The sequence below is a fragment of the Streptomyces sp. NBC_01591 genome, assembly GCF_035918155.1.
Taxonomy (GTDB): Bacteria; Actinomycetota; Actinomycetes; order Streptomycetales; family Streptomycetaceae; genus Streptomyces.
This window is the reverse complement of sequence record NZ_CP109328.1, coordinates 773,521-793,507: the sequence shown is the minus strand read 5'-3', so window position 1 is coordinate 793,507 and position 19,987 is coordinate 773,521. Positions and strand designations below refer to the sequence as shown.

The following is a 19,987-nucleotide window of genomic DNA, read 5'->3' as shown; positions in this document are numbered from 1 at the left end:
GCAAGGGCGCGGCTCGGTCGGCTCCCACAGTGGGCGGGCAAGCCCGGTCCCGTCACAGTGGAGACAGCGCCCTCCCCCTGGTGTGCTGCGGGCGCCGATGGTGCCAGCAGCGTTATGGAAGAGCCGGGTCACGCCGACGACATGGGTCGCGTGCAGCGGGAGCTCCTGCCGTTTGCCGAGCGTGACTTCCAGCGCGACGTCAGGGCCGGTGAGGCGGGTGTCCCAGGAGAGGCCGTGGGTCAGCGTGCGGAGCGTCTCGTGCAGGTCGTGCATCGTCTCCGCGCCGGACAGCTGACCGCCCGAGGCGCGACTCGACGGCCCGCCTCAGGGCGGCCCCGGGAGGCAAAACAGCTGGCCGGGGCCAGCCCTGAGGACCGGTCACTTTCGCCAGAACAGGTGGTGCGTCACCCCGCTCGGGCTGGGAACGACCTCCAGGTGGAACCGGTCGAGCAGCTCATCGGGGGACTCCCAGAGTCGTACTCCGGACCCGAGCTTCACCGGCGAGACCGCCACGTGCAGGGTGTCGACGAGGTCGGCGTCGAGGAACTGCCGGATGGTGGTGGCCCCGCCGCCGAGTCTGACGTCCTTGCCCTGCGCCGCCTCCCGGGCCTGTTCGAGGACCGTGGCAGGGTCGCCGTCGACGAAGTGGAACGTGGTGTCGGAGAGCGTGAACGAAGGACGCTTGTGGTGGGTCATGACGAACACCGGGGTGTGGAACGGGGGCTCGTCACCCCACCAGCCGCGCCACTCGTGGTTGTGCCAGGGCCCGCGCTGGGGACCGAACTTGTTGCGGCCCATGATTTCGGCGCCGATGTTGCGGGCGTAGTCCCGCGTGAGGTAGTCGTCGAGACCCCGGCTGCCCCCGGGGTCGGTGCGCATGGGCCAGCTCGCCGTGGCGCCGGCCCAGGCGAACAGCCTCTCGGGCTCGACATGACCGAATGGCCTCTCGAGGGTCTGGTCCTCACCGGCACCAATTCCGTCACTCGAGACGTTGAAGTTCTGGACTCTCAGTAGCTGAGCCACGTGTTCCTCCTGTGATGGCGATAACGGTGGTGAGACTTGGATCGTCACCGTGAGGTCGGAGCCGATCGACGGATCTTGACCCGTACCGGCAGAATCATCTGATCTGCTGAACCCGCCGCCGGCATGTCAAGGGCGGTCGGTCCGCGACGACCACCCGATGACGGGGCCCGACCGGGCGCCACGACGGTGAGGAGTTGGACATGAAGTTCCTGCTGATCATGCACATCAACCCGGCCATCATGGAGGAACTGACGGAGGCCGAGCGCCAGGAGATCATGGACGGCCACGGCACATTCATGAAGACGATCCGCGAGTCCGGCGAGATGATCGGCACCGAGGCACTGGCCGACCCGTCACAGAGCTCGGTGGTCCGCGTCCGCGACGGTGTGCCGGTCGTCACCGACGGCCCCTACCTGGAGGCCAAGGAGTTCCTCGGCGGCTACTACCTGGTCGACGTCGAGAACAGGGACCGCGCGCTGGAGCTGGCCGCGATGATCCCGGACGCCCGGTTCAACGGCCTGGGCATCGAGGTCCGCCAGGTGATCTTCTCCGGCGGCCCGACCGCGTGAGCGCCGACCGCGCCACCGTCGAGGGCCTGCTGCGCGCGCTCGCGCCGCAGGCCCTCGGCGCGCTGGTGCGCCGGTACGGGCAGTTCGACCTGAGCGAGGACGCCGTGCAGGAGGCACTGCTCGCCGCGGCGACACGCTGGCCGACCGAGGGCGTCCCGGACAACCCGCACGGATGGCTGACCACGGGCACCGGTCCATCAGCTTGGTGGGTAATCCGCCCGCCCTGTTCACCAGCGCCGAGCGCTTCCGGGGATACTGGGCGGCCCACGAGGAAGCAGGGATCACACCGCGTGAGAAGTGGATCAGCAGAGACGCTTACGACATTCCCAGCGCCGAGGCCGCCGCGCGCCGCATCCTCGACCGCCCTGACGCGCCAACCGCCTTGTTCTGCGCCAACAACCGCAACACCCTGGGCGCCTACCGTGCCGTGTGCGGGCTGCGCAGCGGCACTGCCCTCGCCGGGTTCGACGACTTCGAAATGGCCGACCTGCCGGACGTGCCCGTCACCATCGTGGCCTACGACGCGGACGAAGTGGGCCGCCGCCCGGCCCACCTGCTCCTCGACCGCATCGCCAAGGGCCTGAGCACGCTGCAGGAACCGTGCCGAAGAACCGTCGTACCAACCGAGGTCGTGCACCACCCCGGCACCTGAGGCCGCCCTAGAACCTCGATGGGGTGATCCGCGGTCGCAGCGCGGCGAAGGCCCTCGGCTGCCTGTTCCGGAGTCGGTGTCGGGCAGGGGGTGTCATCGCCTCTCGCTAGTGCTGTGACCGAATAGGTTCGCCGGGTTGGTAGTTGGAGCGGTTGGATGGGCGGTGACGTCCGTTCCGATCGCTGGAGGTGTGGTGGCCGAGCCTGTGCGGGTGCGCAGACTGACCGACCAAGAAGGGCAGAAGCTGCAGCAGATCGTGCGCCGGGGCAGTACCAGCTCGGTGCGCTATCGCCGGGCGATGATGCTGCTGGCGTCCGCCGGCGGAAACCGCGTACCGGTGATCGCCCAGCTGGTCCAGGCCGACGAGGGCACGGTGCGGGAGGTGATCCACCGGTTCAACGAGATCGGCCTGGCCTGCCTGGACCCTCAGTGGGCGGGAGGCCGTCCTCGCCTGCTCACCCCTGACGACGAGGACTTCGTCATCCAGGCGGCCACCACCCGCCCGACCAAACTCGGCCAGCCCTTCACCCGCTGGTCGATCCGCAAACTCGCCGCCTACCTGCGGAAAGTACACGGACACGTCATCCGCATCGGCCGTGAAGCCTTACGATGCCTGCTGCTGCGCCGCGGCATCACCTTCCAGCGCACCAAGACATGGAAGGAATCCCCCGACCCGGACCGGGAGACGAAGCTGGACCGGATCGAGGAGGTCCTCGACCGCTTCCCGGACCGGGTCTTCGCTTTCGACGAGTTCGGCCCGCTCGGGATCCGGCCCACCGCGGGCTCGGGCTGGGCCGCTGAGAAGCGCCCCGACCGGCTGCCCGCCACTTATCACCGCACTCACGGCGTGCGCTACTTCCACGGCTGTTACTCGCTCGGCGACGACACCCTGTGGGGCGTCAACCGGCGCAAGAAGGGCGCCGCCAACACGCTGGCCGCGCTGAAATCGATCCGGGCCGCCCGGCCCGACGGCGCCCCGATCTACGTGATCCTCGACAACCTGTCTGCCCACAAGGGCACCGAGATCCGCCGCTGGGCCAGGAAGAACAAAGTCGAGTTGTGCTTCACCCCGACCTACGCCTCGTGGGCGAACCCGATCGAAGCCCACTTCGGACCGCTTCGACAGTTCACCATCGCCAACTCCAACCACCCCAACCACACCGTGCAGACCCGGGCCCTGCACGCCTACCTCCGCTGGCGCAACGACAACGCCCGCCACCCTGATGTGCTTGCCGCCCAACGCAGGGAACGTGCCCGTATCCGCGGCGAGAAGGGCATCCGCTGGGGCGGACGCCCTCTCCAGGCGGCCTGATCATGAACGGCAGGGCGAAGATGCCGATCCGGCTCGTCTACGAGACCCACGCCACCACCATCGACAACGAGGCCGGAATCGCCACAGGCTGGCTACCGGGAGTCCTCTCACCGGCCGGCAGCCGACAGGCCCGGGAACTCGGCGACCGCCGTCGCAACGACGGCATCGCGGCGGTGTTCACCTCCGACCTGCACCGCGCCGTGGACACCGCGCGGATCGCCTTCGCGTGCACCACAGTGCCGATCCACCAGGATCGCCGCCTGCGTGAATGCAACTACGGGCGCCTCAACGGCCGCCCGCAAGCAGCTCTTGCCCCGCTGCGGGGGCGGCACATCGACGAGCCGTTCCCCGGCGGCCAGAGCTACCGCGAAGTTCTGGCCGCCACCGAAGACTTCCTTGGCGACCTGGCCACACGGTGGGACGGCAGCCGCATTCTGCTGATCGCCCACTCGGCCAACCGATGGGCCCTGGACTGCTTGCTCACCGGCGCAGACCTCGAAGACCTCGTCCAAGCCCCGGCCCACTGGCAGCCAGGATGGGAATACACCGTCCCACCAACTGGCCCGCCACCGGCGCAACCCGGCAAACGTTCCCGGTCAGAGCACTAGCCGGACCCCGGCTGTCCGGCAGTGCCAGCCCGTCCCGACATTATCGGGGCTGCTTACCGCTCGGCTCGGCATCCCCAACAATTCCGACCGAACCGCCCGCGTCTACGAGAAGCGGGACTACTCCGGCCGCTGGGTGTGCGTGACCCGCAGCGGCGGCTCCATCCACGACCTGCGCGGCTACAACCTCAACGACCAGACCCGATCCCTGAAGATGAGCGAGCCGGAAGACCTGGTCACGCAGCTGGCAGACTGCGGCTGGCTACGTCTTCCCGGTACCCCCGGTGACCTGCTCGCTTCCCGGCCCGAGAGCCCCACCCCCATCACCGTCCCCTCCCTGGTTCCTGACGACGACAAGCCGGGCCGGTTCACGTTCGGCAAGAAGCTGCGGCCCAAGCTCAGCGGATGGGCCCAGAAAGTCGTCTCCGACAAGAAGCTCCGCAAAGCCAAGGCCACCGCCGCCACCCGGCTGCTCGCCCTGACGCTGGCCACCCAGACCGACGCCTCGGCACGCCTCGGTCCCGGCGGCCAGGGCATCGCCCTGAATGCTCTTGCCGCCTGGGTCCCGGTAGGTTCCGGCGAGCTGCAGCACCTGGCCGACCAGCTGACCGCAGCAGACTGGCTCACCAACGCCGACCTCACCGACACCCACCTCACCGGGCAACTGACCGAACGCGTCCTCCCGCTCACCTGCCCCCTTCCCTAACCAGACCAGGCCAGCCACGCTGACTCCCGGAACACGGACGCGGCATCGCCGGTCAGCTGGCCAGCCCGCTCAGCACACGCCCGGCGCAGCGCGGCCGCCTCGGCCGCCGCGGCTTGGCGGCGGCGCTGGGCGCGGGCGGCATCGATCGGGGCCGCGCATCCTGAGGTACGGCCTCGGTCCCGGGGAAGGCGCGGCGGCTGAGCTCACGCATGGTCTGCCACTCCGCCGAATGTGTTTTCGCAGGGTGAATGGGCTCTGGCACACATTCCGTTTGCGCCGTGAGGCGCTGTTGGTTCGAGTGGAGGTGGAAGGCCTGCACCAACCCGCTGTCGCAGCAGCTGGGTTGAAGCTGAGGGCAGCCTGATCCGGGTGATGCCGGGGAGGGTGAGAGCGGCCCTGACGAAGCCGGGACGTGACCAGTACTGCCAGATGGGGCGGGTCCGGCAAGTGTGATGGAGAGGAGTACGCAAGGAACCGGCGTTTTACGTCTCTTAACGAGCCTCCGGCTCCAACCTGGTGGATCTGGGCCGGAAGCGGTGCGTACTCGGGTCATCCTTTCGGGTGGTCTGACAACTCCTGGGTCGGTTTACGAAAGCTGGCCGGGAGGCCACGAGGAAAGCCTGCGGCGTACTCGTGGCGATGCCGCAGGGACACAGTCGGGCTCCTACTCCGTCGAGCGAACCACAGTGAACACGGGAACCGTCCCGAACCTCGCCCCGCTACCTGTCTCCAGCAGGCTGCCGGGGCTGGGCGCATCGACCGCCGATCGGTCCGGGACGGGGCGGAGCCGCCGTAGTACTCCGAGGCCGGGAAAGCCGGCCGCATGGGGAAGGGCGGCAGCGGTATCGAGAAGGGAAGGACGCTGCAATGCCGGAAGATGCCCCGCCGAATGGCGGAGCCCCGGGCCCTCGGGCCCGGGTACTGGAGATGCAGGCCAAGCTTCACCGTTGGGCGGTGGCCGATCCCGGCCGCCGGTTCGATGACCTGTTCAACTTCGTGCACGATCCGGCGACGCTGTTGGTGGCGTTCGACCGGGTCGCGGGCAACCGGGGAGCCCGGACTCCCGGCGTCGACGGCCTGACCGCCACCGACGTCGAGGAATCCATCGGTGTCCCCGGATTCCTGAACGACCTGCGGGTCGCCGTCAAGGGCGGTGCGTTCTGTCCTCTGCCGGTGCGGGAACGCAGCATTCCCAAGCCGGGAGGCTCGGGAAAGGTCCGTAAACTCGGGATTCCGACGATCGCGGACCGGGTCGCTCAGGCAGCGCTGAAACTGGTGCTGGAACCGATCTTCGAGGCCGACTTCAAGCCGGTCTCCTACGGGTTCCGGCCCCGACGGCGGGCCCAGGACGCCATCGCCGAGATCCACTATTTCGGCACCCGGGGATATCGCTGGGTGCTGGATGCGGACATCGAGGCGTGCTTCGACTCGATCAACCACACGGCCCTGATGGACCGAGTGCGTCATCGGGTGAAGGACAAGCGTGTCCTGTCGCTGGTCAAAGCCTTCCTCAAGGCCGGGATTCTTACTGAACTCGGTGAGAACAAGGAGACGTTGACCGGCACCCCGCAAGGCGGCATCCTCTCCCCGCTGCTGGCGAACATTGCTCTGTCGGCGCTCGATGAGCACCTGCACGAGACGTGGGAGCCGGGCGGGACGATGGCCACCGAAGGTAAACGCGCCCACCGGCGCCGCAAGGGTCGGCCGACGTGGCGGGTCGTCCGCTACGCGGACGACTTCGTCGTCCTGGTGCACGGCACCGAGGCCGACACTGCGGCACTGCGCGAAGAAGTCGCTGACGTGCTCGAACCTCTGGGATTGCGCCTGTCGCAGGCGAAGACCCGGATCGCGCACATGAGTGATGGGTTCGACTTCCTGGGCTTCCGCATCCAGTGGAAACGCAAAGGAGGCACGGACAGATGGCACGTCTACACCTTCATCGCGGACCGGCCCATCCGGTCCTTGAAGGCGAAGGTCCGTGCTGTGACAGGCAGGACATCGCAGCAGGATCTCGCCACCGTGCTGATCAGACTCACTCAGATCATGCGCGGTTGGGCCAACTACTTCAAGCACGCTGTCGCCAAGCATGTCTTCACGAAGCTTGACGCCTTCGTGTGGTGGCGTCTGATCCGCATGCTGCGGGAACGTCACCACTGGAGTTGGGGCGAAGTCCGCCGCCGGTTCACCACCCCCACCGGGCGGTGGCTACCGATCGCGGCGGACGGGGCCGAACTGTTCCAGATCGCATCGGTCACGGTCAGCCGTTACCGATACCGGGCCAGCAGGATCCCCAACCCATGGCACCCTGCGAACCCCATCTGACGGCAGAGACCGTGGAGAGCCCGTTGCGCTGAGAGGCGCACGGCGGGTTCGGCGAGAGGTCCGGAGAAACGGACCGGGAGCAATCCCGGCACCGCGCTCCGGGCCTACTCAGCGAAAGACCGTGCTGGCCGGCATCGGTCGGAGGAGCGGGGCACGCGACCAGCGCCGATTGGAGGCCGTACGAACTCGGTGAAGCCCGCCTCGAGATCGCTCACAGAATGTGTGCCAGAACCGGTGAATGAGAGCCACTCAGACTAGTTGATCACGAGCCGCTGTGCGCCGTTCGTGGAGCCGGTGGACTCATTGCCCGGCGGCGGGTGTTGGCCGACACGAAGGGCCAACTGCTCGTTAAATTGATGCCGGGTCCTTTGGGCCGCTCTGGCAGGCGTGGTTCGGTGGGCCCGCTTTTGCGCCCGGGCATTGAGGGTCAGTTGTGCGGGGTGCGTAGGGCGAGGATGGCCGTGTCGTCGTGGCCGTCGCTGGGATGGTTGTCGGCCAGCGTGTCCACGAAGTCCTGCAGGGGCAGGTCGGCGTGGGCTGCGGCGAGTTCGGCGAGTTGGGTCATGCCCTCGTCAACGCTGCGGGCGGGGTCTTCAATGAGGCCGTCGGTGTAGAAGACCACGGTGGCGCCCGGGGGCAGGGGGTGGGTGTGGTCGGGGCGGTGCTGTTCGGTGTTCACCGCGAGGGGCAGGCCGGGTTCAGCGTGGAGATATTCCGTCTGCCGGTCGGGGGTGAGCAGGAGTGGGGGGAAGTGGCCGGCGGTGCTCCAGTGCAGCATCCAGCCCTCTTCTTCGGGTTCGATGCGGGCGAGGCAGGCGGTGGTGACGGGCAGGTCGGTGATGGCGTGCAGGGTGCGGTCGAGCTGGTGCAGGACGGCGCTGGGCGGGGTGAGGCGGTCGTAGAGGAGGGCGCGCAGCATGCTGCGGGTCTGGGCCATGGCGGCGGCCGCGCGCAGGTCGTGGCCGACGACGTCGCCGATGACGACCGCGCACGCATTGTCGGGCAGCCAGATGGCGTCGTACCAGTCTCCGCCGAGGTGGCCGGGGGTGGGGGCGGGCCGGTAGGTGGCGGCTGCGGTGAAGGGATGCAGGTCGGGCAGGGTGGGCAGCAGCAGGCGCTGGAAGTGTTCAGCGCCGTCGCGGATCTGCTCGAACAGGCGGACGTTTTCGATGGCGATACCGGCTGCGCCGGCCAGGGTGACGACGATGTCTTCGTCGTCTCGGTCGAAGGGCTGTCCGTCGCGGCGTTCGGACAGGTAGAGGTCGCCGTAGATCGTGCCGCGGACGCTGATGGCGACGCCGAGCAGGGTGCGCATGTGGGGATGCCCGGGCGGGAACCCGGCGGAGGCGGGGTGGGAGGGGATGTCGTCGACGCGCAGGGGTTCGGGGTGGTGGATCAGGTGTCCGAGAACGCCGCGCCCGTGGGGAAACTCGGTCCCGGCCAGGTCGGCGCGCTCGGATTCGGACAGGCCAGCGGTGATGAACTGCTGCAGGTACTCGCCGGAGTCGTCCAGCACTCCCAGCGCACCGTAGCGGGCGTTGGCCAGGCTCATGGCGGTGGTGACGATGCGGTGCAGCGCCGTGGGCAGTTCCGTCTCCCGGCTGATGGCCAGCACCGCCTCCAGCAGGCCCTGCAGCCGGTCCTTGACGGTCGCCAAATCCCGCAGCTGCCCGGCGATCTGGTCCAATTGGGCATCCAGCCGCAGTTGCAGATCAGGAATGCCGGGCTGCTCAGGCTCTTCCTCTCGGCCCGCCATCACGGGCACCTGGCGGCGTGGTGTTCGGTCTCGGTGGCCTTCAGCCGGTAGGAATCGGTGCCCGTCTGAATCAGCGTTGTCTTGAAAGTGAGCCGGTCAGCGATCGCCGCGCACAGCCGGGGATCGGTGAAGGCCTTGTCCCACTTGCTGAACGGGGCGTTCAAGGCCACGGCGGTGGCCTTGTGTTCCTCCCGCTCTGTGAAAATCTGGAACAGCAGCTTGGCGCCCTTCTTGTGTGCCCGCTCCGACATCTCAGGGTTCTGCCGCTTGTCCCGGCGGATCCGCTCATACAGCCACTCACGAGATCTGTGCACCCACAGCCTCCTGACACGACCGTGATCAACCACCACAGAGTGGCGCAGCCAAACAACCCAACCCGCCTATTACACCGAAAGCGGCATGTTGCACACCGTCATACCGGCTGGCTCCCAATCTCCCGAGACAGTGGCTCCTGGTCCTGCCCGCCCCACTGACTCTCACGAAATCAAGTCCGGCGCAGCGCCCCGCGCGGCCAGCCCCGAGGGTCCGTCGCGGTCTCGGCGGCGCTGCGGGTGGGCCCCGAGGACTCCGCGGGCTCGCAACTCGCCGAGGTCTGGCAGACGGATGCCGGGCAGCGCGTCGAGAAGGTCGGCCTGTGCGGCGCGGATGCCCTGCGAGGGAGCCTCGGGGCCGGTGCCAAGGTTGCGGCGGGCGGTCACGCTGATCAACCGTAAGGGCCCGAGGTCGCGTCTCTGGTCGCACTCCTGGTCGCGCCTCACGTCGCGCCTCTGGTCGCATCGGAAGCCGTCGCCGAGGACGGTTCTGTAGCCGCTGAGCAGCGTCTCCTCCAGCCACCGGATCGAGCTGCCTCGCGCCGCGGGGCGGGGCCCCGAGGGCGGTGAGGCTGATCCGGCGGGCATGGAGCCCGTACGGCAGGTGCGTCCTGCTCATCGCGGCCATTGGCGCCCCGGCACCGCGGTCCTGCTCGCCTCAGCCGTCAGGTCGTCGCTCACTGGAAGGAGATCGTCTGCCTGGCCTTTCCCGGCGGGCGCTGACACGCGAATACCGGCACGCGCCAAGGTGGCCCGGCCGGGGTCCGGGCCACCTTGGACCGATGGGATCAGGCGGGCTGCGGGGCGGGCGTCGCCGGAGCGGCCGCGACCTTGCGGGTCTCGCGCATCATCAGCAGGCCGTTGACCACCATCAGCGTCGCGGTCAGGCCGTGGACGCCGAGCGCGGTGGCCACGGAGCCGTGGTGGGCCAGCACGGTGGTCATGTCGCCGTACGCGGCGAGGGCCTTCGTCATCGCCGCGATGCCCGGAACTCCCACGCTTGTCGTCGCCATGGCTCTCGCCGGCATCGCTGCTGGACCGGTGAACCCGCTGTTGACCGCTGTCCAGTTCAGCCGTATTCCCTCGGAGCTCCGGGGACGCGTGTCCGGCGCGATCATGGCCGCGGTTGTGGCCGCGGTGCCGGTGGGCATTTTCGGCGCTGGCCTGCTGGTCGCCATGACCAGCCTCACCACGGCTTTGCTCGTTATCGCGGCTGGTTATTTCCTGGTCAGCCTCTATCCCGCATTGCATCCCGCGTGGCGAGCCGCCATCCCATGACCTCCAGATCGATCGACCTGCCAGATCGGCGGTGGCCGGGCCGCCGCCGGCCGCCACCATAAGCCGCCCGCGTACAGATCGAACAGGGCGCCGGGGCCACCGCCCGCCTGAGCGGTCGGTGACCGCCGCCTCGCAGGCGGCGGCCACCGAGACTGGGCCGCTAATGTCAGCTGGCCTTGACGGGTTCTTCCGCGCGCGCCCGGGTGCTGGCGAGTGGAGGTCTGGCCGCGTCGTCTGTATCGGGTCGCCGGTGGTGATGCGGGAGTCGATCTGGAGTGGTGCGGGTGGTCCAGCCCGGACAGAGCTGTGGGGCACGCAGCGGATCAAGCGTGGTCGGGCGTACCGGGCATCCGATCTGGCCCGGGCCGGCGAGGCTCGGCGAGGCGCCGGATGAGGTCTTCCTCGGTGCGTTCGGCTGCCGGGTCGTGCCAGAAGGAGACGGGAACGCCGCGGATGCGGCGGCCTTGCGGGTCGAGGATCTGGCTGGCGAGTTTGAGCGGCCACAGGGTGACGGCCCGGTCGGTGATGGTGAGTTCGGGGAAGCGGGCGTACAGACGGGCCTCGAAGGCGGACATGTCCTCCATGGAACGCAGCCAGACGGTCAGCAGGAGGTTGTGCGGGCCGGAGAGCGAGGCGCACAGGCGTGTTTCACGCTGGGCGATGAGCTGTCCGGTGATCCGGGCAGCGTCGGGCGGTGCGACGCCCCAGAGGGTGACGGCGACGGGCCAGCCGGACAGGTAGCGGGCCACCTCGCAGCGGTAGATGAGGGCGTCCGCGCGGTGGAAGCGGTCCAGTCGCCGACGGATGGTGCTGGGGCTTGCTCCGGTGCGCTCGGCGAGGAGGGCGGCCGACGTGCGGCAGTCCTCGCCGAGGAGAGCGAGCAGGTGGTGGTCGAGTCCGTCGGCGGAGGAGAGGCCGCGGCGGAGAACGGTGCCCCCGCTGGCCTGGTCCGGGGTGAGGGCCTGCCTGCCGTCGGGTGCGAGTCGGTCGAGTCGCCAGCGGCTGCCGACGGCGTGTACGGCGGAGGCGATCTGGGAGCGGGTCGCGGCGACCCCGGGCAGCGCCTCCAGGCGCAGGCCGACGTAGCGGGCGAGCGCCGAGTGGTCGGGGAACACACCGGTGAGGATCAGGTCCCGGGAGCCGGTGACGTGGTCGATCGTGATCAGGTGCGGGTCGTCCACGATGGCGGCGGCCACCTGGTGCAGGGTGCCGGCGGCGCAGTCGACCTCGACGATGGCGACCACCGGCGGGGTGGGGCCGATGCCGGCGGGGTGGCAGCTCAGCCACGCGTATCCGGCCTCGGTCAGCCGTTTCCAGCGGCGGGCCGCCGTCGTGGCATCGACGCCGATGGCCGCGCCGATCTGCTCCCAGCGCGCTCTCGGCGAGGTCTGGAGTGCGGTGACGAGCAGGTGGTCGAGGTCGTCGAGAACATCGGCCTGGATGGTCGATTCCGGCTGTATATGACTCATGTATGACTGTTTCCTGCGGATGATCTCTGTCGGTGGTGCGGCTCGCCACGATACGCCCATGTCACTACTGAACGAAGCCCACGCTCTCGCTCCCGTCCTGACCGCGCTGCGTCACGCCTTGCACCGGGAGCCGGAACTGGGCCTGGACCTTCCCCTCACCCAGGCGAAGGTGATCGCTGCCCTGGAGGAGCTGGGCCTGGAGATCACGCACGGCCGGGCCCTCAGTTCGGTCACGGCCGTGCTGCGCGGCGGGCGGCCCGGGCCGGCCGTGCTCCTCCGGGGTGACATGGACGCTCTGCCCGTTCACGAGGACAGCGGTGTCTCCTACGCGTCCGTCATCGACGGGCGGATGCACGCCTGCGGTCACGACCTGCACACCACCGGGCTCGTCGGCGCCGCACACCTGCTCGCGGCCCGCCGCGGGCAGCTCGCCGGTGACGTCGTCCTCATGTTCCAGCCCGGCGAGGAGGGCCAGGGCGGCGCCCAGATCATGATCGACGAGGGGGTGCTCGACGCGGCCGGTGAGCGGGTCGTCGCCGCGTACGCCTTGCACGTCGTCTCCCGTGGAGCCCCGACCGGATTCGCCGCCACCCGACCGGGCCCCATGCTCGCGGCCTCCGACACCGTCCACGTCACCGTGCGCGGCGTCGGCGGCCACGGTTCGTCCCCGCACGCCGCCGTCGACCCCGTGCCCGCGCTGTGCACGATGGTCACCGCGCTGCAGACCCTGGTGACGCGTGAGATCGACATCTTCGACCCGGCCGTCGTCACGGTCGGCCGCCTGGAGGCCGGTACCGCGCCCAACGTCATCCCGGAGTCGGGCCGCTTCTCCGCCACCGTCCGGACCTTCTCCGACGCCTCGCGGGCCGCCGTCCGCATGGCGTTCGAGCGGACCGTGCACGGCATCGCCGCTGCCCACCGCGTGAGCGTGGACATCGACTACGTCCACCAGTACCCGCCGACGATCAACCACGACGGCGAGACCGCGTTCGCCATCGAAGCTGCCCGGGACGTCCTCGGCGAGGACCGGGTCTTTGTGGCGCCGACGCCGCTTGCCGGCTCGGAGGACTTCTCCTTCGTGCTGCGCGAGGTGCCGGGCGCGTTCCTCGGGCTCGGCGCCTGCCCGGCCGGCACCGACCCCACCACGGCCCCGATGAACCACTCGCCCCAGGCCGTCTACGACGATGCCGCGCTGCCCCACGCTGCCGCGCTGCTCGCCGGACTGGCCCTGCGGCGCCTCGCACGCGCCACCTCCGCCCGCTCGGATTCGTCCTCACCCTCACCCTCACCCTCACCCTCACCCTCACCCTCACCCTCCGTAACGTCCGATTCCTCCGCCGGATCCCCGGTCTCGCCTTCCTCGCAGGAGTGACCCATGACCCACACCAACAGCCCGGCCAGACCGGTCGCGCAGATCCCCGCGCGTGCCGTCACCGCCGTCGTCGGCCTGCTCGTGTTCTTCGAGCTCACCAGCGGGGTCCTCCAGGCGGGCATCACACCGCTCCTTCCCGACCTCGCCGCGCACCTGGGCATCGGCACCGCCGACACCAACTGGATCATCTCCGTCCAGCTGCTGGCGGCCGCCGTGTGTGTCCCCCTGTTCGGGCGCCTCGGCGACTTGTACGGGCACCGGCGGATACTCCGGATTGCCCTCGTCGTGACCGCGGCGGGAACCCTGATCGTGGCGCTGGCGGACAGCTACCCGGTGCTGCTGGCCGGGCGGCTCCTCCAAGGACCGCTTGCCGCCCTGCTGCCGTTGGAGATCGCCCTCGTGCGCGACCGGCTGCCCGTCGCCGAGGCACGGCGGGCCATCGCCCTGCTGGTCGGCTCGCTGGCACTCGGCTCCCTCGTGGGCGGCCTGGCCTTGGCCCTGGTCCACTCCGCCTCGGGGGATCTGCGCCTGACCCTGCTCATACCGGCGGCGCTCGCACTGGTCTGCGTGCCCGTCTCGTACGTCGCCGTACCCGAATCCGCCCATCGGGCGAGCGGCCGGGTCGACTGGCCCGGCGTGTCACTGCTCAGCGTGGCCGTCCTCGCCCTGCTGAGCGGCGTCGGCGCAGCGAAGAACGGAGCATGGGGCAGCCCGGCGGTCCTCGGCCCTCTCCTCCTCGGTGTCCTCCTCCTGATCATCTGGATTCTCGTGGAGCTGCGCGCCGCCGAACCGCTGGTGGACCTCCGGGCCCTCGTCGGCCGCGAGGCCGGCCCCTTCTACCTCGCGGCATTCCTCTTCGGCATCTTCTACTTCGGCAGCCAGGCCCCCAACACGATGTTCTTCGCCGCAGATCCAACGACGGCGGGATACGGCTTCGCCCTGTCCGCCCTGGCCATCTCACTTGTTTCACTGCCGGGTTACGTCGCCGCCGTCCTCGGCTCCTTCGCCACCGCGGCGGTCGCCCGGCGGATCGGCTACCGAGCCACCCTGGTGACGGCGTTCGGGCTGGTGGCCGCCGCGTTCGTCCTGTACGCGCTGGTCCACGACGCGGTGTGGCAGATGGCGGCGGAGTCCTTCCTCCTCGGGCTCGGGATGGGCCTGTCGCTCGGCGCCATGCCCACCGTGATCGTCGAGGCGTCGGATGTCTCCCGCACCGGTATCGCCGCCGCCCTCTACAACAACGTCAAGACCCTGGGCGGCGCGGTCGCCGGCGGCCTCTTCGCCTCCCTCCTCAGCGCCTTCGTCTCTCCCACGACCGGCCAGCCCGGCGAGAACGGCTACCGCACCGTCTGGCTCGTCAGCGCACTCTGCGCACTGGCGGCCGCCGCACTCAGCCGGCTGGCCCGCCGTCACGAGGGAAAGCCGCCCGGGAGCGCCGGCCAGTAGCTCGTAGCACGATCACGGTGCTTGCCCGTGGAGCCGCACAGCAGCTCGAGTCCGTCAGGGAGACCACCCCCAGTCGAAGAAAACCGACCTGACCTGACCTGTCACCGCCTGACCTGTCACCGAAGTACACCGAGCGCCCCAGGAACGGAGCCGTACCGTGCCCAGCCTGACCAGCAGAGCGATGCCAACCGTGCTGAGGCTTCGCGGCGCCAAGAAACTCTTCAGCTCGGCGGAGGCTGTCCGGGGACAGGTCCTCGCCCGTTCGGTGCGCCCGGTCGGGTACGCGCCGCCGGCCGGCCTTGAGCGTTCGGTCGACCTCGCCGTACGCCGGGTGGCCGGATGGCCCATCTACGAGGTCACCCCGCGCGTCCGCACCCCCCGACGGCGCGCGATCTACCTGCACGGCGGCGCGTACATCAACGAGATAGCCCCTCAGCACTGGAAGCTGATCGCCCAGCTGGCCGTCGAAACCGACACCCGGGTCACGGTGCCGATCTACCCACTCGCCCCCCTGGCCACCGCGGTCGAAGTGGTACCGGCCGTGACCGACCTGGCCGCCGAACTCCTCGAAGACGGGGCCGACACGGGTCCGAGTCTCATCGGAGACTCCGCCGGCGGCGGCATGGCCCTCGCCGTCGCCCTCCACATGCGCGACCGCCGACTGCCCCCGCCCGCCCGCACGATCCTCATCTCGCCCTGGCTGGACATCACCCTCACCAACCCGGGAATCGCCCCGCTCGAAGACCGCGACCCCTGGCTCGCCGTCCCCGGCGCACGCTACGCCGGGGACCTGTACCGCGGAGACCTCCCCGCCGACCACCCGCACGTCAGCCCCCTTCTCGCCGACCTCACCGGGCTGAACCCGATCACGCTGTTCAGCGGAACCCGCGACATCGTCAACCCCGACGCCCGCCGACTGGCCGCCCGCGCCACGACAACCGGCCTCGAAGTGGACTTCCACGAGGCGCCGACGATGCTGCACGTCTACCCCCTCCTGCCGATCCCCGAAGGCAGAGCAGCCCGCGCCACCCTCTGCGCCGCCCTGAGAACGAGCTGACGGTGCCCCACGCGTGCGCTGCGCACGCCCGGACCCCGTGCTCGGGCCGGACGGGCAGGTGGCGTGGAACACTCCCTGCATTCCAGGACGTGACCGAGATCGCTCCCACCGGCGCAGGGCCACTGGGGCGGGTAGGAAGTTATGGAGGTGTCGGCCGAGTTGCATGCGCGGGTGCGGGAGCTGCAAAGGCCCGACAGCCTCGACGATCTCGACGACGCCCCCGACGAGCCGCTACACCCGGACCAGGACGCCGATGAAGACGACGACGGCTTGCCGGGCGTCCCGCACACCGGGTACGGGCTGTATGACGCCCGCGCGGAGGCTGAGAAATGGTGAACCGCCGCCCACCGGCACTCCACACCCAAAGGCACCCGCTGTCGGCCTCGTCCGCGCATCCCCCGGTACCGGTCGCGTACGTCCTCGTCCCGCCCGGCGCGAGTGCGAAAACCCTCGCCACCGAATTCGCCCGCTACCTCGGCATCCCCGTCACCACCCGGATGCCCCAGGCCCAGATCACCGACGCGGTCTGCCACACCTACAACCAGGCCGGTGTCCGTCTCGTTCTCATCGACGAGATCCACAGCCTCAACCCCCGCACCACCACCGGCGCCCAGACCGCCGACCTCCTCAAAGGCCTCACCGAACGCATCGGTGCGACGTTCATGTACGCGGGCATCGACGTCACCACGACCGCCCTGTTCAGCGGTGTGCGTGGCGCGCAACTCGCCGCACGCGCGAGCCTGGTGGAATGCGGAGCGTTCCCGGCGCGGCTCGGGAAACACAAGCCGTTCAAAGAGCTGATCACGGCGGTGGAAGCCGCGCTCGATCTCCGCGCGCACCGGGTAGGGACCCTCCCCCGCCACGCGTCCTACCTTCACCAGCGGACCGCGGGACGGATCGGAAGCCTCGCCCGCCTCATCCGCCAGACAGCCATCACCGCCATCTGCGACGGCACCGAACGCATCACCAAGACATCGCTGGAAGCCGTCCAGCTCGACCACCTCGCCGAAGAACACAGGCGCCCACGCACCCGCCGACCGGCCACACCGGCATGATACGGACGTCAAGAAGAGCTCCGCGGGCTCAAGGTCCGCCGCCCTCACGGACGGGGGTCAACTGGCCGCGGCAGGCGCTTCGGCCCGGGCCCGCGTGCGAAGTGTCGTCTGCTCGTTGTGGTTGGTGCCCAGGGTGTGTGCGATCTTCTCCGCGATCTCCGCAACGTCGGCGGCGCGGCTGGTGTCGACGGTCAACAACGGACCGCCCAAGTTGAGTGGGCCCGGGTAAGTGGCACGGACAGCAGCCACGCGCTCGGCGACCTGCTGGGGGGTGAGTTGCGGGTCGAGGTGGCCGGGGTGTCGGGTGCCTGAAATCGCTCGGCAGCGAGGGCGACGTCGCAGTCGCAATGGACTTCGATCAAGAGGCCGGCGAGGCTCTGGAGTCGGTCGGGGGCGGTGTCGTGATGCCACCAGTTGTCGAGCACGGCCCGGCCGGCGTCCGCTGCCAAGGCGAACATGATGTCGTCACTTGCTCTGCTCAGCCTGTTTCGCCAGGCGTGGTCACCGACTCCGAGCGAGTCGTAGAGGGACTCCAGGATCACATCCTTATCGATCACCGGAAGGCTGAGGCGCCTGGCCAGACTCCGTGCCAGGGTGCTCTTCCCGCTGCCCGGTAGACCTGAGATGACCACGAACGCGACGCTACTCACAGGGGTCAGTATCTCGACGCCATCAAAGGCAGGCCAACTCGGCCGCTCAGTGAACCGCCCCGGGTTCGGTAGAGATCTCAGCCGCGTCCCGCACCACCGCCCGCGCCCCGCATCTCCGCACCCATCGCGCTTCTCCTTCATCCGGGATTCGCATCCCGATGCCCGTACAGATCCCGCCCGGCCCGACGAACCCGGACCGACCGCACTTTCCACCGACGAAAGAGCCAGGCTCCCGACACGCAGAAACCCACCAGGCTCACCGAGACGGCCCCAAGGCGATCCTCGGGTTGACACAAACCGGTCCGCCATCCCCTGACCAGGGAAGAGACCGGCAAACTCAGGCCGGGAAGTGCGCAGTTCTGCGGCTCTCCGGCCCACGACTGCGAAGTGTCCGCTTACACGAAGCAGCACTGAATTCGCTACTCCTCGTCACTCAGAGCCAGAGGAGATCCTGGGCGTGAACGTCGAGGGTCTGGACTTCGCCGGGCGCCGCTGCCCGGTCAAGGCGAAGGGGCCGAAGTCGAGGTCCCGCCGCCGAGGCCAGCTTCGCCAGGAGCAGCCGGGCGGTGCCGGCACGGGCCGCCACCGCATAACACCCGGCCAGCCGCACAACACCTCCGCACCCGGCGGGAAACGTGGGGCTGCGGCTTCCTCCCGACCATCACGAGACGCATGCCGGGCCGGCTCCCCACCGTGGAGGGGGGCCGGACCCGGGCCGTGCCGCGCGCAGGCCGCAACCGGCAATGAGCAGGGACGTCTCCGCCCCGGGCCTGGGCTCGTCCACCAGCCCGTCCAGGCGCTCGGCGAGAAACCGCCGCTGCCGCGGTGCGCTCGAGCGCGGCAGGCGCGCCTGCCGCACCCATTCGTCACGATGCGTTAGCAATAGGCACGGAACGTGATTCCGCCTGTCCCTTGGTGAAGTCTGCCCTGCTGGAGTCAGGCGGGTCATCTCAATGAATTGGGAGAGGTAGTCGATGACTGTCGAGACGCGCCCGTCAGAAGCCACGCAGGCGCAGGAACAAGCACAGGAGCAGCTCAGCCTCAGCACCGCGGCGGCGCGGAATCTCGCGACCACCACCAAGTCCGAACCCCAGATGCAGGGGATCAGCTCGCGGTGGCTGCTGCGGAAGCTGCCGTGGGTCAACGTTCCCGGCGGCGCCTACCGGGTGAACCGGCGCCTGTCGTTCACGGTTGGGGACGGGAAGGTGTTGTTCGAAAAGAACGGGTCCAAGGTTCGTGTCATCCCGGAGGAGCTGGCCGAGCTGCCCTTGCTGCGTGGGTTCGACGATCGCACGGCGTTGGGCGCGCTGGCCGACAAGTTCGTCCAGAAGGAGTTCGATCCCGGCCAGGTCATCGTGGAGGAGAGCCGGAAGGCCGATCACGTCCACCTGATCGTGCACGGCAAGGTGGAGAAGGTCAGGCCCGCGCAGTACGAGGGTGAGTCCATCGTGGGCCGGCTGTCGGACGGCGACAGTTTCGGCGGCAACGTGCTGGCCGGGGGGGACGGCAAGTGGGACTTCACGGCCCGTGCGTTGACTGCGACGACAGTCCTGGCTCTGCCGCACAGCGCGTACAAGGCGGTCGCCGGCCAGCATGAGGCGCTGCGGTCTCACGTCCACCAGCGCAGCACCGACGCGCAGAAGCCGACGAACAAGGCCGGTGAGGCCGCGATCGATTTCCTGTCCGACCACAAGGGCGAGCCGATCCTGCCGACCACGTTCGCGGACTACGAACTCAACCCGCGAGAGTACGAGTTGAGCGTGGCACAGACGGTGCTGAAGGTGCACAGCCGGGTCGCCGACCTCTACAACCAGCCGATGAACCAGACGCAGCAGCAGTTGCGGCTCACCATCCAGGCGCTGCGCGAGCGTCAGGAGAAGGAGCTGATCAACAACCCCGAGTTCGGGCTGCTCAACAACACCGACTTCGACCAGCGCATCCCGACCCACTCCGGCCCGCCCACTCCGGACGACCTCGACGACCTGCTGAGCATGCGCCGTGGGACCGAGTACATCTTCGCCCACCCGCGTGCCATCGCCGCCTTCGGCAAGGAGTGCAACAAGCGGGGCATCGCCATCAGCAGCGTCGACGTCGACGGCCACCACATCCCCGCCTGGCGGGGCGTGCCGATCCTGCCGTGCGGCAAGATCCCGATCTCGGAACACCAGACCTCCTCGATCATCGCCATGCGTGCCGGCGAGGACAACGAGGGCGTCATCGGCCTCTACCAGACCGGTCTGCCGGACGAGGTCGAGCCCGGACTCAACGTCCGGTTCATGGGAATCGACGAGAAGGCGATCATCTCCTACCTCGTCAGCACTTACTACTCCGCCGCCGTCCTCGTCCCGGATGCGATCGGCATTCTCGAAAACGTCGAGGTACGACCGCGTGACTGAGCACCTGA

At 69.2% G+C, this 19,987-nt stretch carries 18 protein-coding genes and 4 pseudogenes; 14 read left to right on the top strand and 8 right to left on the bottom strand.

Features of this window, described 5'->3' with window-relative positions:
* Positions 1-378: 378 nt before the first annotated feature.
* Entirely contained in the window at positions 379-1,023 is a 645-nt protein-coding gene (locus tag OG978_RS44840) for a dihydrofolate reductase family protein (RefSeq protein ID WP_326770820.1), read from the bottom strand.
* A 200-nt stretch (positions 1,024-1,223) separates the two neighbouring features.
* Between OG978_RS44840 and OG978_RS44835 the strand changes: the two genes are divergently transcribed.
* From OG978_RS44835 to ltrA, 7 genes and pseudogenes are all read left to right on the top strand, one after another.
* Positions 1,224-1,592, top strand: coding sequence for a YciI family protein (locus OG978_RS44835; RefSeq protein WP_326763754.1), 369 nt, complete (start codon positions 1,224-1,226; stop codon positions 1,590-1,592).
* Positions 1,593-1,618: 26 nt separating this feature from the next.
* A pseudogene (locus tag OG978_RS44830) lies at positions 1,619-1,777 on the top strand (RNA polymerase sigma factor); the annotation flags it as partial.
* 20 nt (positions 1,778-1,797) lie between these two features.
* Positions 1,798-2,244, top strand: coding sequence for a substrate-binding domain-containing protein (locus tag OG978_RS44825; RefSeq protein WP_326770819.1), 447 nt, complete (start codon positions 1,798-1,800; stop codon positions 2,242-2,244).
* 193 nt (positions 2,245-2,437) lie between these two features.
* Positions 2,438-3,556, top strand: coding sequence for an IS630 family transposase (locus OG978_RS44820; RefSeq protein ID WP_326770818.1), 1,119 nt, complete (start codon positions 2,438-2,440; stop codon positions 3,554-3,556).
* 20 nt (positions 3,557-3,576) lie between these two features.
* Positions 3,577-4,164: a histidine phosphatase family protein gene (locus tag OG978_RS44815; RefSeq protein ID WP_442817911.1), complete on the top strand. Its 588-nt coding sequence runs from the start codon at positions 3,577-3,579 to the stop codon at positions 4,162-4,164.
* Between the two features lie 139 nt (positions 4,165-4,303).
* On the top strand, positions 4,304-4,867 hold the full coding sequence (locus OG978_RS44810) for a hypothetical protein (RefSeq protein WP_326770816.1): 564 nt from the start codon (positions 4,304-4,306) through the stop codon (positions 4,865-4,867).
* Positions 4,868-5,734: 867 nt separating this feature from the next.
* Positions 5,735-7,189 carry a group II intron reverse transcriptase/maturase gene (gene ltrA / locus OG978_RS44805; protein WP_326770815.1) on the top strand — a complete coding sequence of 485 codons (1,455 nt, stop codon included), beginning with the start codon at positions 5,735-5,737 and terminating at the stop codon, positions 7,187-7,189.
* Between the two features lie 427 nt (positions 7,190-7,616).
* Here ltrA and OG978_RS44800 read toward each other — a convergent pair whose 3' ends face one another.
* The 4 genes and pseudogenes from OG978_RS44800 to OG978_RS44785 all read right to left on the bottom strand — a co-directional run.
* Entirely contained in the window at positions 7,617-8,945 is a 1,329-nt protein-coding gene (locus OG978_RS44800) for a PP2C family protein-serine/threonine phosphatase (protein ID WP_326770814.1), read from the bottom strand.
* A pseudogene (locus OG978_RS44795) lies at positions 8,945-9,178 on the bottom strand (ATP-binding protein); the annotation flags it as partial. The gene OG978_RS44800 and the pseudogene OG978_RS44795, both read right to left, overlap by 1 nt.
* Positions 9,179-9,421: 243 nt before the next feature.
* A complete protein-coding gene (locus OG978_RS44790; RefSeq protein ID WP_326770813.1) occupies positions 9,422-9,844 on the bottom strand; it encodes a hypothetical protein in 423 nt (140 codons plus the stop codon).
* A 200-nt stretch (positions 9,845-10,044) separates the two neighbouring features.
* A pseudogene (locus OG978_RS44785) lies at positions 10,045-10,224 on the bottom strand (DUF4267 domain-containing protein); the annotation flags it as partial.
* 43 nt (positions 10,225-10,267) lie between these two features.
* On the opposite strand from OG978_RS44785, the gene OG978_RS44780 reads away from it, so the two are divergent.
* Complete coding sequence (locus OG978_RS44780; protein ID WP_326770812.1) at positions 10,268-10,534, top strand: hypothetical protein; 267 nt, start codon at positions 10,268-10,270, stop codon at positions 10,532-10,534.
* A 323-nt stretch (positions 10,535-10,857) separates the two neighbouring features.
* Here OG978_RS44780 and OG978_RS44775 read toward each other — a convergent pair whose 3' ends face one another.
* Complete coding sequence (locus OG978_RS44775; protein ID WP_326770811.1) at positions 10,858-12,003, bottom strand: Lrp/AsnC family transcriptional regulator; 1,146 nt, start codon at positions 12,001-12,003, stop codon at positions 10,858-10,860.
* Between the two features lie 58 nt (positions 12,004-12,061).
* Between OG978_RS44775 and OG978_RS44770 the strand changes: the two genes are divergently transcribed.
* The 5 genes and pseudogenes from OG978_RS44770 to OG978_RS44750 form a co-directional block, all read left to right on the top strand.
* Positions 12,062-13,375 (top strand): M20 metallopeptidase family protein, encoded by a 1,314-nt coding sequence (locus OG978_RS44770; protein ID WP_326770810.1) that lies wholly within the window; start codon positions 12,062-12,064, stop codon positions 13,373-13,375.
* 3 nt (positions 13,376-13,378) lie between these two features.
* Positions 13,379-14,821, top strand: a complete 1,443-nt coding sequence (locus OG978_RS44765) for an MFS transporter (RefSeq protein ID WP_326770809.1) — start codon at positions 13,379-13,381, stop codon at positions 14,819-14,821.
* 157 nt (positions 14,822-14,978) lie between these two features.
* The gene (locus OG978_RS44760) at positions 14,979-15,878 is read left to right on the top strand and encodes an alpha/beta hydrolase fold domain-containing protein (protein WP_326770808.1); all 900 of its coding nucleotides are present in this window, start codon (positions 14,979-14,981) and stop codon (positions 15,876-15,878) included.
* 141 nt (positions 15,879-16,019) lie between these two features.
* Positions 16,020-16,214 carry a hypothetical protein gene (locus tag OG978_RS44755; RefSeq protein ID WP_326770807.1) on the top strand — a complete coding sequence of 65 codons (195 nt, stop codon included), beginning with the start codon at positions 16,020-16,022 and terminating at the stop codon, positions 16,212-16,214.
* Between the two features lie 20 nt (positions 16,215-16,234).
* Positions 16,235-16,933: pseudogene (locus OG978_RS44750) on the top strand (TniB family NTP-binding protein); the annotation flags it as partial.
* A 57-nt stretch (positions 16,934-16,990) separates the two neighbouring features.
* Here the strand turns inward: OG978_RS44750 and OG978_RS44745 are convergent.
* Together OG978_RS44745 and OG978_RS48690 are read right to left on the bottom strand one after the other, a co-directional pair.
* Positions 16,991-17,128 carry a hypothetical protein gene (locus OG978_RS44745; protein WP_326770806.1) on the bottom strand — a complete coding sequence of 46 codons (138 nt, stop codon included), beginning with the start codon at positions 17,126-17,128 and terminating at the stop codon, positions 16,991-16,993.
* Entirely contained in the window at positions 17,125-17,724 is a 600-nt protein-coding gene (locus tag OG978_RS48690; RefSeq protein WP_442817891.1) for an AAA family ATPase, read from the bottom strand. The genes OG978_RS44745 and OG978_RS48690 overlap by 4 nt, the downstream gene beginning before the upstream one ends.
* Before the next feature lie 833 nt (positions 17,725-18,557).
* On the opposite strand from OG978_RS48690, the gene OG978_RS44735 reads away from it, so the two are divergent.
* Positions 18,558-19,979: a family 2B encapsulin nanocompartment shell protein gene (locus tag OG978_RS44735; RefSeq protein ID WP_326770805.1), complete on the top strand. Its 1,422-nt coding sequence runs from the start codon at positions 18,558-18,560 to the stop codon at positions 19,977-19,979.
* Positions 19,980-19,987: the final 8 nt, after the last annotated feature.